Raw genomic sequence first — 14,721 nt, forward strand, 5'->3', positions numbered from 1 at the left:
ATTTCTTCCCACACCCTCGTGAAGCGGCGCCTCACCATCCTGGGCTCCACAGGCAGCATCGGCCTCCAGGCCCTCGACGTCGTCCGCGCCCACCCCGACCGGTTCGAGGTTGTAGGCCTCTCCGCCGGCCGGAGCGCGGACGTGCTCCGAGAGCAGGCCGCCGAGTTCTCCCCGGACTTCGTGGCCCTCGAAAACGGGGACGCGACGGTCCTAAACGATCTGCCCTGCGAGGTCATCTCCGGGCCCGGCTCCGCCGAGCGCCTCTCCGAAGTCCCCGCGGAGGTCGTCTTGAACGGCATAGTCGGCTTCGCCGGCCTCGCCGCCACCGTGGGGGCGCTCGGGGCCGGCAACCGGGTGGCGCTCGCGAACAAGGAGTCCCTGATCGCCGGCGGCGAATGGGTGATGTCCCTCGCCAAAGACAACCCCCTGATCCCGGTAGACTCCGAGCACTCGGCGATCTTCCAGTGCCTGGCGGATCGAACCGATGAAGAAGTGCGGGGCATCCTGCTTACCGCCTCGGGCGGACCTTTCTTCTCGACGGACAAAGCGCGGCTCATGGAGGTCGGCCCCGAGGACGCCCTGGCGCACCCGACCTGGAAGATGGGGCCGAAGATCACCATAGACTCGGCGACGATGATGAACAAGGGCCTCGAAGTCATCGAGGCCCACCACCTCTTCGGCGCCGACTACGACGACGTACACGTGGTCGTACACCGCCAGTCGGTGGTCCACGGCGGCGTGATGTTCGTGGACGGCTCGGTCGTCCTCCACGCTGCCCTCCCCGACATGCGGCTCCCGATCTCCTACGGCGTCCTCTACCCCGACAGGGTGGACGTCGGCGCCGCCCCCGTCCCGTTCGACGGCGCCTCCTGGACCTTCGAAGAGCCGCGCAGCGACGTCTTCAGGTGCCTGCCGCTCGCCGTCGAGGCCGGCAAGGCCGGGGGGGCCTACCCCGTCGCGCTCAACGCGGCGAACGAGGTGGCGGTCGAGGCATTCCTGGACGGTCGGATACAATTCCTTTCTATAGCAGACGCGATCGAGGAGGTCCTCGCAACCGTGCCGGACTTCGGCAAGATGCAAAGCATGGAAGCAATAACCGCCGTGGACGCCTGGGCCAGAGACGAGGCCAGGCTCAAGATCGAGCGGGGCGTAAACGCGTGACCTTCGCCCTCGGCATCCTCGGCCTGATCTTCCTGATAGTCATCCACGAGCTCGGCCACATGCTCACCGCCAAGGCCGTCGGCGTGCGCGTCCCCGAGTTCGGCATCGGCTTCGGCCCGGCCCTCTTCAAAAAGAAGTTCGGCAAAACCGTCTATTCTTTCCGCATAATACTCCTGGGCGGGTTCGCTAAGATGGCGGGGATGGGGGATGGGGAGGAGGGGCCCGACACGTACAACGCGAAGTCGCCGTGGAGGCGGGCGGCGATCATCTTCGCCGGGCCGCTGGCGAACATCCTGGCGGCGATCATCATCTTCGCGGGTATCTACATGGCGGGCGTGCCCAGGGCGACCACGGAGATCGCCGAGGTAGTCCCCGACTCTCTGGCCTCCGAGGCCGGCATTCAGAGGGGCGACCGCATAGTCTCGGTGGACGGGGAGCGCTCCAGGAACTGGGAGGCTTTCGTCCAGGACGTGGGGCAGAAGGAGCCTGGGGACCGGGTGGAACTCGTGGTCAGGCGCGACGGCGAGGAGCGGACCGTCTCGGGCGAGCTCATAGCCGACCCCGAGAACCCCGACCGGGCGCTCGTGGGGGTCAGGCCGGTGGCTGTCGAGGACACCTACGGGCCCGTTGCGGCTCTCGGGCAGGCCGTGGCCCGGTGCGTGGAGATCACGGCGACGCTCGGCGGGTTTATCGTCGACCTCGTGACGGGGCAGAAATCCTTCTTCGACAACGTGAGCGGGCCGGTTGGGATCACGTCGGTGGCGAGCACGTCGGTGGCGCAGGGGTTCTTCCTGCCGCTGCTCGCTATCATTAGCCTCAACCTGGCGCTCTTCAACCTGCTCCCGTTCCTGCCGCTCGACGGGGGGCACCTGTTCTTCATTGCGGCCGAGAAGCTGCTCGGGAGGCCCGTGAGCCAGGAGACCATGGGCCGGTTCGCGGCGGTGGGTGTCGCGCTGGTGCTGATGCTCTTCGTCTTCGCAACCTACGCGGACCTTAGTAAAATCTTCACGGGACAGCCGTTCATCCCGGAGTAGGATCACAGCGACGTAGATTTTGGGAGTGAGATGACTGAGGCAGCGGTACGCGAACGTCCGGTGACGAGCAGGCAGATAAAGGTCGGGGACGTGCCGATCGGGGGCGGCGCCCCGGTGGTCGTCCAGTCGATGACCAACACCATGACCTACGACGTCGAGGAGACCGTCCAGCAGGTCTACGACCTGAACGCGGCCGGAGCAGAGTTGGTCCGCGTGTCCGTCAACGGCTCCAAGGCGCTCAAGGGGTTTCGCGAGGTCGTCTGGCGCTCTCCCGTGCCCCTGATCGCGGACATCCACTTCGACTACCGAATGGCCCTCGGCGCCGCCGACGCGGGCGCCGCCTGCGTGCGCATCAACCCGGGCAACGTCGGCAACGACGACCGCTACCGCCAGGTCATCGAGAAGTGCCAGGAGACCGGCGTCGCCATGCGCATCGGCGTCAACTCCGGCTCCGTCGAGAAGAAGTACTGGGACCTCCCCAAGCACGAGGCGCTCGTCGCGAGCGCGCTCCACAAGGTCGAGATCGCCGAGGAGATGGACTTCTTTAATTTCAAGGTATCCCTCAAGGCGAGCCACGTCCCCGAGATGGTAGAGGCGAACCGGCAATTCCGCGAGCACTCGGACGCTCCGCTGCATCTGGGCGTAACAGAAGCTGGAACCAAGCTCACCGGCGCCATAAAGACCGCGGCGGCGCTCGGCCAGCTACTCCCCTACGGCATAGGCGACACCATCCGCGTCTCGCTCGCCGAGGACCCGGTCGAGGAGATACCCGTGGCGTACCAGATCCTCTCTTCCCTGGACCTCCGTCACCGCGGCCCCAACGTCATAGCCTGCCCGAGCTGCGCGAGGACGCTGGGCTTCGACGTGATCGGCATGGCCGCCAAGGTCGAGAACAGGCTCAAGCACTTCGAGGACCACTTCACCGTGGCCGTTATGGGCTGCATCGTGAACGGTCCCGGCGAGGCGAGGGACGCAGATTACGGGGTGGCTGGGGGCAAGGACGACGGCGTGATCTTCTCCAAGGGAGAGCCCTTGCGCAAGGTCGGGCGCGACGAGATCTACGACGCCCTCTTCGAGGAGATAGAGAAGGACGGCCGCAAGTAACGGCCTGGAACCGGACTACGAAACTGCTTGCGGCAGGCGTTGCCGGAGTATCGGCGACGTTGTTGCTCTACTTCGTCCTGATGGTCGTGCAGATCGTCAACGCCGACGATGCCTGCGAGAGCTACCCGCAAACCGTCCCCGGGGCGGACTTCGAGGACGTTCGCGGTTTCGGCTTCGAAAACTCGTTTCTTAACCTGGGTGGCCGCTGCACCTATCATATGGACGACGGGTCGGTCGTGATTACCCGCGAGCCCGGGTGGGGGTTTTCGGGGACGATCGCCGGCTTTGCGGTGATGATCGCGGCCGCGGTCACCTTCCTGGTAAGGCGGAAGGGCCACCCCGGCGTGCTTTACGGTCTTACAGCGTTGGTCGCGCCGCCTTTAGGGCTTGCCCTGGCGCTCGCCGCGCCCCGCAGGGCCTGACGCGGGCGCCCTCGCAGAGCCGGGTTCCCTTGTAACCTACATACTCTGATGTAAAATTCTATCTGCTGTATTGGAGCAAGGGGTCCCCTGGGCCCGTTGCTTTTTTTATCGTTCGGAGAAGGTGAGAGAGACGGCGAGGCTGGAGAGATTGGCCGAGGTTGTGGAGGGCGCGTTGCCCGCGGGCAGCGAGCTCGTCGACGCCCGTTTTTCGGGCGGACCGCTGCTGACGCTGCTCGTGGACCGCGAGGATGGGCCGGTCGACCACGAGTTTTGCAGAAGGATCGCCACGGCCGTCGGGCCCGCGGTCGAGGGCGAGGGTTACGACGGCCCGGTAGAAGTCTCCTCGCCCGGAATAGACCGGCCGCTCACGAAGCCCGAGCACTTTCGGCGTTTCGTGGGGCACGAGGCCAGGGTCCGGCTCGGCGAGCCGCTGGACGGCCGGCGCAACTTCGCCGGGACCATCCAGGGCGCCGGCGACGAGGCCTTCACGCTAAAACTCTTGGAGGGGGGAGCTGAGGTGGAGCTGCCGTTTGGCGCCGTCACCCGCGCGAACCTCAAGGAGGACATATAACCAGATGAACACGGCACTGTTGTCGGCACTGCACGAGATAGAGAACGACAAGGGCATCCCCTTCGAGACCGTCAAAGGGGTGCTCGAAGAGTCCCTGCTCGCGGCCTACGAGGGTCGCGAGGGGGCCGTCGAGGATGCCCGCGTGGTCCTGGACGAGGAGACCGGCGACCTCAGGGTAATGAAGGAAGACGAGGACATAACGCCGCACGACTTCACCCGCATCGCCGCCCAGGTGATGCGCCAGACGTTCTACCAGCGGCTCAACGAGGTCCACAACGAGCAGCTCCTCGAAGAGTACGGGGAGCGCATGGGGGACATCGTCACCGGCATCGTCCAGCAGGCCCACAGGCGCATGACGCTGGTCGACCTCGGGCGGGTAGAGGCCATTCTGCCCGCCAGCGAGCAGGTGCCCCAGGAGCGTTACGAGAACGGCCAGCGCCTCAAGGTGTACCTGCTCGAGATCCGGGAAGGCGGGCGGGGCCCGAGCCTGACCGTCAGCCGCCGCAACGAGGGGCTCCTCAAAGAACTCTTCCGGCTGGAGGTGCCGGAGATATACGACGGGCTCGTGGAGATCCGGGCCGTCGCCCGCGAGGCGGGCCTTCGCTCGAAGGTGGCCGTCTGGTCCAACGAGCAGGGCGTGGACCCCGTCGGCGCGTGCGTCGGGCCGCGGGGGAGCCGGGTGCGGGCGGTCGTCTCCGAGCTTCGCAACGAGAAGATAGACATCATCCAGTGGGACCCCGAGCCCGCGCGGTTCATAGCGAAGGCCTTGAGCCCGGCGAGGGTGCGCGAGGTCTACCTGGACGAAGACGAGAAGCAGGCGGAGGTGATCGTGCCGGACGACCAGCTCTCGCTGGCGATCGGCCGCGAGGGCCAGAACGCCCGCCTAGCGGTGAAGTTGACCGACTGGAAGATAGACATAAAGCCCGAGAGCCAGGCGACGGAGTACGAGGACACGGAGGAAGAGGAGTGGGAGCCCGACACGGACTCCCAGATGCACCGCTGCCGCGCGGTCCTCTCCAACGGTCGCAGGTGCGCCAACATGGCGCTCCCAGGCTCGCTGTTCTGCGGCATCCCGTCGCACCAGGAGCAGGCCTCCGAGTTCGAGGGCATGGTAGAGGGTAGGGGATCTGATGAGTAAGCGCGTATACGAGATTGCCAGGGAACTGAACCTGGAGAACAAGGAAGTCATTGGCCGCCTGCAGGACGCCGGGGAGGACGTGAAGAGCCACTCCTCCTCCGTGGAGGATTCGGTCTACGAGCGGGTCTTCGGCTCCGGAACCAACGGCGCCGCCAACGGCCGCTCGGCCGCCCAGGAGGCCGAAGCGCAGGAGGCCCGCGAGGCCGCCGAGAAGTCCGGGCACGGGGCCACGATCCAGGAGGCCCCGGCCGAGAAGCCGGTCTCCGAACCGAAGAAGGGCCGCAGCCAGAAGAAGCGTCGCCGCGTCGTCATCGACGCGAGCGCCAGGAACCGCGGCGCCCGCCCGACCGCGGCCCCCGCCGCGCCGCGCGAGCAGGAGTCAGCACCCGTCGCCGAGAAAGAGGAGTCGGCGGACGCCGGGGTCCGCGTCGAGCCCGGGGCGACCGTCAAGGACCTCGGGGACGCTCTAGAGGTTCCGCCGACCAGGATCATCCAGGTCTTGATGGGCCTGGGGGAGATGAAGACGCTTACCCAGACGCTCTCCATCGAGGAGATCGAGCTGATAGCCGAAGAGCTCGGCGTGAAGGTCGAGATCGGGGCGGTCGAAGAGCCTGCCCCCGAAGAGGTACTCCCCGACGACGACCCGGCCGACCTCGAAGAGAAGCCCCCGGTCGTGACCGTCATGGGCCACGTCGACCACGGCAAGACGAGCCTGCTCGACCGTATCCGCCACGAGAACGTCCAGTCCGGCGAGGCGGGCGGCATAACCCAGCACATCGGCGCCTACCAGGTCGAGAGCGACGGCCGCAAGGTCACGTTTATCGACACCCCGGGCCACGAGGCGTTCACCGAGATGCGCGCCCGCGGGGCCAAGGTCACGGACGTGGTAGTCCTCGTGGTCGCCGCGGACGACGGGATCATGCCCCAGACCCAGGAGGCCATAGAGCACGCCCAGGCGGCCGGTGTCCCGATGGTCGTCGCCCTCAACAAGATCGACGTCCCGAACGCCAACCAGGATCGGGTCCTCGGGGAACTCTCCGAGCGTGGCCTGATGCCCGAGGCCTACGGCGGCGAGACCGTCACCGTTCCCGTCTCCGCCAAGACCGGCGAGGGGATAGACGAGCTGCTCGAGAACATCCTGGTCGTCGCCGAGCTCGAAGACCTCAAGGCGAACCCGCACGCACCCGCGAGCGGGTACGTCGTCGAGGGCGAGCGCGACCCCGGCCGCGGTCCGGTCGCGACGCTTCTACTCAGCCGCGGCACCTTGAACAAGGGTGACGTGGTGCTCGCAGGCACGGCGTATGGACGTGTCCGGGCGATGCTGGATTACACCGGCAAGCGCGTCAAGGACGCGGGCCCCGGGACCCCGGTCGAGATCCTTGGCCTCTCCGGCGTCCCCGAGGCGGGAACCCGCTTCGAGGTCGTCGACCACGAGAGGCTCGCCCGCGACAGGGCCCAGCAGGCAGAGGAGAAGCTCCGCCGCCAGGAGCTCGCCCAGGGCGGCTCGCGCCGCTCGTTGGAGGACCTGCTCGGCGAGGGCGGGATGCAGGACCTCAACCTCGTCATAAAGGCCGACGTCGCGGGTTCCGTGGAGGCCTTGAAGGAGGCGCTCGCCAAGCTCTCGACCGACGAGGTGCGCGTCAACATCGTGCGCAGCGGGGTCGGGGCGCTCACCGACTCGGACGTCATGCTCGGGTCCGCGAGCGACGGCATCCTGCTCGGGTTCAACGTGAGGCCTACCAACACGGCCAAGCAGGTAGCCGAGCGCGAGGGCGTCGAGATCCGGACCTACGACGTCATATACAAGGCCCTGGAGGAGATCGAGTCCGCCATGCGCGGCATGCTCGCCCCCGAGGAGCGCGAGCAGGAGACCGGCACGGCCGAGGTCCGCCAGACCTTCCGCGTCCCCAACGCGGGCGTGGTCGCCGGCTGCATGGTCACGAGCGGGGAGATCTTCCGCAACAACCGCGTCCGGCTGGTCCGCGACGGCACCGTCGTCTACGAGGGCAACATAGCCTCCCTGAGGCGCTTCAAGGACGACGCCCGCTCGGTGCGCGAGGGGTTCGAGTGCGGTATCGGCATCGAGAACTTCGACGACGTCAAGGAAGGCGACGTGCTCGAGTTCTTCGAGATCATAGAGGTCCCGAGGTAACCCCGTCCTTTGTTCTGCAACGTAAGGCTGGAGCTGGACCTTCCCTACGCCTCCAGCCTGAAGGACAAGCGCCAGACGGTCCGCTCTTTACGGGACCGTCTGCGCCGCAAGAACGTCTCCATCGTCGAGTCCGGAAACCAGGACTTCTGGCAAAGAGCGACGCTGGAGTTCGCGCTCGCGGCGGTCTCCAGGGGGGCCGCGGAGGAGAAGCGGGAAGAAGTCAGGCGCATGCTCCTCAACTACGACGAGGTCATGATCTCGGACTGGCGCGAGGAGTTCGTGAAACTTTGATAGGGGTGGCCGCATGAGCGACAGGACCCGCAAGGTCGAGTCCCAACTGAAGGAGATAGCGGGCGAGGAGCTCGCCGGCCTCTCGGACCCGCGCATCCAGGGCCTCGTCACGGTCACGGGCGTCAGGGTGAGCCCCGATCTGGCCCAGGCCACGGTCTTCTACAGCGTCCTCGAGGGCGAGGATGAGGAGGCCGCCCACGAGGGCCTGCAGAGCGCCGCCGGGCGCGTCCAGGCGGCCGTCGGCCGCCAGACCCGCCTCAGGCGCACGCCGAGGCTCCGCTTCGAGCCGGACCCCGTGGTCGACAGAGCAATGAGCATAGAGGCAGCCCTCAGGGAGGTTAGAAACAGTGACGACGCAAACGGCTAACAACTCGCTCCGCGAGGTCTCGGACTTCTTGAAGACGCTGGACCGGGTGGCGATCACGACGCACGTCGGCGCCGACGGCGACGCCATAGGCGCATCGGCCGCCCTCCTGCGCCTGATGCGCAGGCTCGGCGCCGAGGCCGTCTTCTGCCACGCAGAACCCGTGCCGGAGTACCTCAAGTGGCTCCTGCCGGACGAGGCCCTGACGGAGATACCGGCCGGCCACGACCTGCTCGTGGTAGACACCTCCCGCGCCGACCGGACGGGCGTCCCGATCCCCGATTCCGGCGCTCGCCTGAACCTGGATCACCACGAGGACAACCCGTTCTACGCCGGGCTGAACCTGGTCGACGCCAGGGCCGCCGCGAGCGCCGAGGTCGTCTCCCGCCTCTACAGGGAGCTCGGCGTCGGGTTCGACAAGGAGGCGGCCCAGGCCATCTATGTCGGCGTCAAGACCGACACGGGCGGCTTCAACTTCCGCAACATCTCGCCCACAGCCCACGAGCTCGTCGCCGATCTGCTCCGTGCGGGCGTGGTGCCCGCCGAGGTCTCCGAGCGGATCAACCGCCGCGGCAGCCTGGAGCAGCTCAGGATCGTCGGCGTCTCGCTCGCGAACGCCGTGCGTTACGGCGAGGTCCTGATCTCGACGGTGGACAACGACGATTACGCCCGAACCGGTGCCGGCGAGCTCGACTCGAAGGAGGCCATAGACCAGCTCCGCACCGTCGAGGGCATCGACATGGTCGCCCACCTGCGCGAGGTCCCGCAGGGGACCAAGGGTTCCCTGCGTTCGGAGACCATAGACGTCGGCGAGATCGCCCGCACCTTCGGGGGCGGCGGCCACAAGCTGGCCGCGGGCTACACCACGGCCAGCCGGCCGGCCGAAGCCAAAGAAGAACTGCTCGGCGTGCTGAGGGACGTCGTGGACCTCGGGGAAGCAAGATAGCCGACGGGCGGCCATCAGGCGCCCTGCTGCTCGACAAGCCGACCGGCCTCACGAGCGCCCGCGCCCTATCCAAAGTCAAGCGGCTACTCCCGAAGGGGACCAGGATCGGGCACACGGGCACCCTCGACCCGCTCGCCTCGGGCCTGCTGGTGCTCCTGATCGGGCGCGCCACCCGCCTCGCCCGCTACGTGACACCCCTCGACAAGTCCTACACGACGACGGCCCGCGTCGGCGTCGTCTCGACTACCCTGGACGCCGAGGGTGAGCTCTCACCGGTCGAGGGCCCGATCCCGGACGAGGTCGCCATCCGCGCCGAACTCCCGAACTTCACGGGCAACATCCTCCAGACCCCACCGATGACCTCGGCCCTCAAGGTCGGGGGAAAACGCCTCTACGACCTCCACCGCCGCGGCATCGAGGTCGAGCGGGAAGCCAGGCCGGTCGAGATCCACACCCTCGACCTCGTCTCCACCGACCCGGCCGAACGCACGGCCACCTTCGAGGTCTCCTGCAGCAGCGGCACCTACGTCCGGTCCCTGATCTCCGACCTCTTCCACGCCCTCGGCTCCGGCGCCTACCTCACGACCCTCCGCCGTACCCGCGTAGGCGACCTCCCCGTCTCCCACGCGATCCCCCACGACGACCTGACCGACGACAACATAAATAACCGCATAATACAGAATGATGCGGTGCTGGGGCGTTTGCCCCGGGTAGAGGTACCGGAAGAGGCGAGGGGGGCCGTCTGCAACGGGCGCAAGTTTCCTGCTTTCGGGGTTGAAGGGAGTTACCGGGTGGTTGCGGGCGGGGAGTTGCTCGCCGTTTACCGGGACGAGGGGGATCTGGCGAGGGCCGAGGTGGTGCTTTGCGCCCCGTAGTCGTGGCCCTCGGCAACTTCGACGGTGTCCACCTCGGGCATCAGGCCGTGCTCGGGCGCGCGGTCGAGGAGGCGAGGGGGTTGGATGGGATGGTCGTCGCGGCGACCTTCTGGCCGCATCCCCGGTCCGTGCTCGGGGCCGGAGCGTCGCCCGGCTTGCTCACCACCGTCGAGGGGCGCCGCGAGGCGTTGGCGGAGTACGGGGCCGACGAGGTCAGGACGATACGGTTCGACCTGGAGCTCTCCAGGAAGAGCCCGGAGGAGTTCGTGGCGGACGTTCTCGTCGGGGAGCTCGGGGCGCGGGCCGTGGTCGTCGGAGAGAACTTCCGGTTCGGCTACAAGGCGTCCGGGGATTTCGAGGAGTTGCGGCGTCTCATGCGCGAGCACGGGGGAGACGCTTACGCGGTCGAGGTACGGGGGGACGGGGGTGAGATCAGCTCCACGCGCATCCGTTCGCTGCTCCTGGAAGGCGATGTGACCGGCGCCGCAGAGCTGCTCGGGAGGCCCTACTCGGTCAGGGGCGAGGTCGAAGTCGGGGATAGGCGGGGGAGGACCATCGGGTTCCCGACGGCCAACGTGAGGCCCGATCCGGCCGTCATCGTGCCGGCGAGGGGGGTTTACGCGTGCTTCGTTCGGGTCGGGGGAAGATCCTATGCTGCCTGCACCAACGTCGGGGTCGCGCCGACCTTCGAGCGGGGCGAGAACAGGATCGAGGCCCACCTGTTAGATTTTGCGGGGGATCTGTACGGGCAGGTAGTCGACGTGTCGTTCCTTTCGCGCATACGCGGCGAGCGGCGGTTCTCCGGCGTAGAAGAGCTCAAGGCCCAGATCGGGCGCGACGTCGAGGAGGCACGCGGGATCACGCGGGAGGCATCTCGATGAGCGAACTTTATCCCGGAGATGCCATTAGGTACGTGTGGTAGCATAACGGGTCGAATAGAGTGAAATCACAAGAGAGTAAAGAACACAGAGGAGAAGGAAGAAGTTGGCTGTCGTAGAAGGCAAGCAAGAAATTATTCAGGAGCATCGGACGCACGAGGGCGACACGGGGTCGCCGGAGGTTCAGGTCGCGGTGCTCACCAAGCGCATCTCGCACCTGACGGACCACTTGCGCACCCACAAGCACGATTTCCATTCCCGCCGGGGTCTGCTCAAGCTGGTCGGCAAGCGCCGGCGTCTGCTCAAGTACCTTCAGAGTAAGGACGTCGAGCGCTACAGGTCGCTTATCGCCAGGCTCGGCCTGCGCCGATAGGTCCGGCCACCCCACCAGAAACAAGAGGAGACAACACATGCGTCTAGAGATACCAGTAGGCGAGCGCTCCGTCGTGCTCGAAACCGGCAAGCTTGCCAAACAGGCCGGCGGCTCGGTTACGGCCCAGCTCGGGGACACCGTCCTGCTCTCGACGGCCACCCGCTCGGCCAACCCGCGGCCCGGGGCGACGTTTTTGCCCTTGAGCGTGGACATAGAAGAGCGAATGACCGCGGCGGGCAAGATCCCGGGCGGTTTCCTCAAGCGCGAGGGGCGTCCTTCTGACAGGGCCGTCCTCACTTCGAGGCTCACCGACAGGCCCATCAGGCCGCTCTTCCCCAAGGGTTACCACCACGAGATCCAGGTAATAGGCACCGTGCTGGTCGCCGACCAGGACACCCCCTACGACACCGTCAGCATGGTCGGCGCTTCCGCGGCGCTCGCGCTCTCGGACCTACCGTTCGACGGCCCGATCGGCGCCGTGCGCGTCGGCCGTTCGCTCGACGGGGACTTCATCCTAAACCCGACCTACTCCCAGATAGCCGAGAGCGACCTCGACCTCGTGGTCGCCGGCACCAAAGAGGCCATCACTATGGTCGAGGCCGGCGCGAACGAGGTGCCCGAGGACGTAATGGTGGAGGCCCTGCAGCTCGCGCAGGAGACCGTGATGGCGCAGGCGCAGGCCATAGACGCCTGGGCCGCCGAGCACGGCAAGCCCAAGCAGCCCGTCGAGGAGCCGGAGGAGAACCCGTTTCTCGCGGACTTCCGGGCCCAGTACTTCGACAGGATCAAGGACGGCATCGTCCAGACCGACCGGAGGGCGCGCCGCGAGGCGCTATCCGACCTCAAGAACGAGCTCGTAGAGGGCCGCGACGAGGAGGAGATCCCGCAGATCTCCGCCGCCCTGTCGACGCTCGAAAAAGAGGCGTTCCGGGCGCTCTATTTGCAGGACCGCAAGCGGACCGACCTGAGGGCCTTTGACGAGATCCGTCCGACTACCGCCGAGGTCTCGGTGCTGCCGAGGGTCCACGGCACGGGGCTCTTTACGCGCGGTGAGACGCAGGTCTTGAGCTCTCTGGCGCTGGCCGACCTCGGCCTCTCGCAGCGGCTCGACACCATCGAGCCCCAGACGGGCAAGCGCTACATGCACCACTACAACTTTCCGCCCTACTCCACGGGCGAGACCGGCCGCGTCGGCAGCCCGAGGCGGCGTGAGATCGGGCACGGGGCGCTCGCCGAGCGCGCCCTGCTCCCGGTGGTCCCGGGCGAGGAAGAGTTCCCCTACGCCCTGCGCATCATCTCCGAGGTCCTGGAGTCGAACGGCTCCTCCTCGATGGCCAGCGTCTGCGGCTCGACGCTCGCGCTCATGGACGGCGGCGTGCCGATCAAGGCCCCCGTCGCGGGTGTTGCGATGGGCCTCGTCAAGGAGGGCGACGAATACGTCATCATGTCGGACATCCAGGGTCTCGAGGACCATCTGGGCGACATGGACTTCAAGGTCGCCGGCACGGCCGACGGCATCACGGCGCTGCAGATGGACATGAAGATCACGGGTGTGTCCGCCCGGCTCTTGCAGGAGGCACTCGGGCAGGCCAAAGAAGGCCGGTTGCAGATACTAGATATCCTGCGCGGCGCCATCTCCGAGCCCCGTTCGGAGGTCTCCGAGTTCGCGCCCAGGGTCGAGGTGCTGCGCATCCCGAAGGAGAAGATCGGGATGCTCATAGGCCCCGGCGGCAAGACCATCAACGCGCTCCAGGACCAGTTCGGCGTCAATATCTCCGTCGAGGACGACGGCATGGTCCACGTGGCCGGCGACGGCGCGGTGGCCAAGGAGGCCGCGGGCGCCATCAAGGGCATGATGAAGGACGTCGAGGCCGGCGACATCTACAACGGCAAGGTCGTCAAGACCACGAACTTCGGCGCTTTCGTCGAGCTCACCCCCGGCCGCGACGGCCTGGTCCACATCTCCAGGCTCGCCCCGGGCAAGCAGCGGGTCGAGCGGGTCGAGGACGTCGTCACCGAGGGCGACCTCGTCAAGGTGCGGGTGCTCGAGATCGACAAGCAGAACCGCATCTCGCTAGAGAAGCTGGAGGACTAGTGGCGGACAAGAACGTCAGAAGGCGGGAGCTTCCGGGGGGCCTCAGGGTCTTCTCGGAGCCCCTCTCGGAGGCCACCAGCGTCTCTCTTGGCGTCTGGATCCGGGCCGGCTCCCGCGACGAGCGGGACGACGTGGCCGGCATAACCCACCTCATGGAGCACATGCTCTTCAAGGGGACGCCCGAGCTCGACGCCCTCGGCATAGCCCAGGCCTTCGAGGGCATCGGCGCGCAGGAGAACGCGGCCACCGGCGAGGAGTACACCGTGCTCTACGCCCGCTTTCTTCCCGAGCACCTCGAAAGGGCGCTCGACGTGATGGGGGACATGGTGCTTCGTCCCACCTTCGCGGACCTGGAGCGGGAGCGGGAGGTGATAGTCGAGGAGATCAAGATGTACGAGGACCGTCCGGACCAGATGGCCGACGAGTACCTCTCCGGCTTGATCTTCCACGGCGACCCGCTGGGACGGCCCATTATCGGCTCCGCCGAGACGGTCCGCGGCGTCGACCACGAGACCCTGAAGTCTTTCCACCAGAACACCTACACGGCCGCCAACGTCTTCGTCGTGGGCGCCGGCAAACTAGACCCCGACGAGCTGGAGCGGATGGTCGAGGAGAAGCTCGGCGGCCTGCCAGCCGGGGACCCTTTTCCCCGCAACGCGCGTCCGGGCGAGCCCGAGAGCCGCGTCCACTACAAGTTCAAGGAGACCGAGCAGTACCACGTCTCCGTGGGCTCGTTGGGCATCCCCGCGAGCAGCGAGGACCGCTTCGCGATGGCCGCGCTCAACAACGTCTTCGGCGGTGGCATGAGCAGCCGGCTGTTCCAGGAGGTCCGCGAGAAGCGGGGCCTGGCCTACGCCGTCTACTCCTACCACCAGGCCTACTCCGACGCCGGCGCCATAAAGACCTACGTCGGCTCCACCACCGGAAACGTCGAAGAGGCCATAGAGACCATAGTCCGCGAGATGGGCAAGATGCGAAACGAGCCCGTGGACGCCGAGGAGCTGGAGCGAACAAAGCAGCAGCTAAAGAGCTCGACCCTCCTCGCCCTGGAGAGCACCGCGGCCAGGATGAACCGCGTGGGACGCAGCGTCATCCTCGACACCGAGCTGCTCTCCCCGGAAGAGATAGCAGAGCGCATAGAAGCCGTCACCGCAGACGCCATCATGCGCCTCGCAAACGAACACTTAGACACAAAGAAAATGTACCTCTCAGCCGTCGGCCCGAAAGAGCTCGACCTGGGGAGGTACCTGGGATAGGTTTCAGGCTACAGGCTTCAGGTCGCCTCCTTCGGAGGCTCTCAGGATTTTCCTGATGCCT

The 14,721-nt window shown here is 66.8% G+C and carries 15 protein-coding genes; all 15 read left to right on the top strand.

Going from position 1 to position 14,721, the window contains the following annotated elements:
• The 15 genes from dxr (at position 1) to GBA63_RS10445 (ending at position 14,660) form a co-directional block, all read left to right on the top strand.
• The gene (gene dxr / locus GBA63_RS10375; RefSeq protein ID WP_407690839.1) at positions 1-1,161 is read left to right on the top strand and encodes a 1-deoxy-D-xylulose-5-phosphate reductoisomerase; all 1,161 of its coding nucleotides are present in this window, start codon (positions 1-3) and stop codon (positions 1,159-1,161) included.
• Positions 1,158-2,195, top strand: coding sequence for an RIP metalloprotease RseP (gene rseP, locus GBA63_RS10380; RefSeq protein ID WP_166175830.1), 1,038 nt, complete (start codon positions 1,158-1,160; stop codon positions 2,193-2,195). Before dxr ends, rseP begins: the two co-directional genes overlap by 4 nt.
• A gap of 30 nt (positions 2,196-2,225) precedes the next feature.
• Positions 2,226-3,299, top strand: coding sequence for a flavodoxin-dependent (E)-4-hydroxy-3-methylbut-2-enyl-diphosphate synthase (gene ispG, locus GBA63_RS10385; RefSeq protein ID WP_166175832.1), 1,074 nt, complete (start codon positions 2,226-2,228; stop codon positions 3,297-3,299).
• A 59-nt stretch (positions 3,300-3,358) separates the two neighbouring features.
• Entirely contained in the window at positions 3,359-3,721 is a 363-nt protein-coding gene (locus GBA63_RS10390; protein ID WP_166175834.1) for a hypothetical protein, read from the top strand.
• A gap of 121 nt (positions 3,722-3,842) precedes the next feature.
• Positions 3,843-4,292: a ribosome maturation factor RimP gene (locus GBA63_RS10395; protein WP_166175836.1), complete on the top strand. Its 450-nt coding sequence runs from the start codon at positions 3,843-3,845 to the stop codon at positions 4,290-4,292.
• Between the two features lie 4 nt (positions 4,293-4,296).
• Complete coding sequence (nusA, locus tag GBA63_RS10400) at positions 4,297-5,430, top strand: transcription termination factor NusA (protein WP_166175838.1); 1,134 nt, start codon at positions 4,297-4,299, stop codon at positions 5,428-5,430.
• The gene (gene infB / locus GBA63_RS10405; protein ID WP_166175840.1) at positions 5,423-7,582 is read left to right on the top strand and encodes a translation initiation factor IF-2; all 2,160 of its coding nucleotides are present in this window, start codon (positions 5,423-5,425) and stop codon (positions 7,580-7,582) included. Before nusA ends, infB begins: the two co-directional genes overlap by 8 nt.
• Before the next feature lie 9 nt (positions 7,583-7,591).
• The gene (locus tag GBA63_RS10410) at positions 7,592-7,873 is read left to right on the top strand and encodes a DUF503 domain-containing protein (RefSeq protein WP_166175842.1); all 282 of its coding nucleotides are present in this window, start codon (positions 7,592-7,594) and stop codon (positions 7,871-7,873) included.
• A 13-nt stretch (positions 7,874-7,886) separates the two neighbouring features.
• Positions 7,887-8,240: a 30S ribosome-binding factor RbfA gene (rbfA, locus tag GBA63_RS10415; RefSeq protein WP_166175844.1), complete on the top strand. Its 354-nt coding sequence runs from the start codon at positions 7,887-7,889 to the stop codon at positions 8,238-8,240.
• Positions 8,221-9,183, top strand: a complete 963-nt coding sequence (locus GBA63_RS10420; RefSeq protein ID WP_166175846.1) for a DHH family phosphoesterase — start codon at positions 8,221-8,223, stop codon at positions 9,181-9,183. Before rbfA ends, GBA63_RS10420 begins: the two co-directional genes overlap by 20 nt.
• A 26-nt stretch (positions 9,184-9,209) precedes the next feature.
• Complete coding sequence (gene truB, locus GBA63_RS10425; protein ID WP_228282535.1) at positions 9,210-10,058, top strand: tRNA pseudouridine(55) synthase TruB; 849 nt, start codon at positions 9,210-9,212, stop codon at positions 10,056-10,058.
• Positions 10,046-10,939, top strand: a complete 894-nt coding sequence (locus GBA63_RS10430; protein ID WP_166175848.1) for a bifunctional riboflavin kinase/FAD synthetase — start codon at positions 10,046-10,048, stop codon at positions 10,937-10,939. The genes truB and GBA63_RS10430 overlap by 13 nt, the downstream gene beginning before the upstream one ends.
• 103 nt (positions 10,940-11,042) lie before the next feature.
• The gene (gene rpsO, locus GBA63_RS10435) at positions 11,043-11,309 is read left to right on the top strand and encodes a 30S ribosomal protein S15 (protein WP_166175850.1); all 267 of its coding nucleotides are present in this window, start codon (positions 11,043-11,045) and stop codon (positions 11,307-11,309) included.
• Between the two features lie 37 nt (positions 11,310-11,346).
• Positions 11,347-13,404, top strand: a complete 2,058-nt coding sequence (locus tag GBA63_RS10440; RefSeq protein ID WP_166175852.1) for a polyribonucleotide nucleotidyltransferase — start codon at positions 11,347-11,349, stop codon at positions 13,402-13,404.
• Positions 13,404-14,660 carry a M16 family metallopeptidase gene (locus tag GBA63_RS10445; protein WP_166175854.1) on the top strand — a complete coding sequence of 419 codons (1,257 nt, stop codon included), beginning with the start codon at positions 13,404-13,406 and terminating at the stop codon, positions 14,658-14,660. Before GBA63_RS10440 ends, GBA63_RS10445 begins: the two co-directional genes overlap by 1 nt.
• The last annotated feature ends 61 nt before the right edge of the window (positions 14,661-14,721 follow it).

The sequence above is a fragment of the Rubrobacter tropicus genome (assembly GCF_011492945.1).
GTDB lineage: Bacteria > Actinomycetota > Rubrobacteria > Rubrobacterales > Rubrobacteraceae > Rubrobacter_D > Rubrobacter_D tropicus.

What these genes read in the sequence shown, in the direction of transcription:
- ispG (WP_166175832.1), top strand. Translation starts at nt 2,226, where the DNA reads ATGACTGAGGCAGCGGTACGCGAACGTCCGGTGACGAGCAGGCAGATA.
- nusA (WP_166175838.1), top strand. Translation starts at nt 4,297, where the DNA reads ATGAACACGGCACTGTTGTCGGCACTGCACGAGATAGAGAACGACAAG.
- infB (WP_166175840.1), top strand. Translation starts at nt 5,423, where the DNA reads ATGAGTAAGCGCGTATACGAGATTGCCAGGGAACTGAACCTGGAGAAC.
- rbfA (WP_166175844.1), top strand. Translation starts at nt 7,887, where the DNA reads ATGAGCGACAGGACCCGCAAGGTCGAGTCCCAACTGAAGGAGATAGCG.
- GBA63_RS10440 (WP_166175852.1), top strand. Translation starts at nt 11,347, where the DNA reads ATGCGTCTAGAGATACCAGTAGGCGAGCGCTCCGTCGTGCTCGAAACC.